The organism is Bartonella sp. AP58NXGY, from assembly GCF_042195785.1.
In the GTDB taxonomy this organism is placed as follows: Bacteria; Pseudomonadota; Alphaproteobacteria; order Rhizobiales; family Rhizobiaceae; genus Bartonella.
Window position 1 is genome coordinate 303 of sequence record NZ_JBHIOY010000267.1, and the last position, 390, is coordinate 692.

Consider the following 390-nt stretch of genomic DNA (forward strand, 5'->3'; position numbering starts at 1 on the left):
TGGTTAATAAAAGCGTAAATAAGAAGCAAAAGCCCAGAGCAGTATGTTTTGGGTTTTTGCTTACAAGAATAGATCTCTTTGACAGATATGGAGATACATCGCTTTTTTCGCTTTTAATATTACAACTGTTTTTGTGGGGAGAGAAAGCCTCTTTATTCTTTTCTTGAATGTCTTTTATCTGGACACCAACTTTGTTTGTGATGGGCAAAAGGAATGTTTTAATTGATTGATCATCAATAGATTTAAAATAAGTAGATTTATGGGTATCTTTTCTTGTTTAAGGTGCATAAAGATAAATGATCATTATAAATCAAGAGACAATTTCATGAGATGACATGTTTTAAACCTGCACGAAAATAATGTCAGATTGTAGAGAATGTAAGAAGGGAG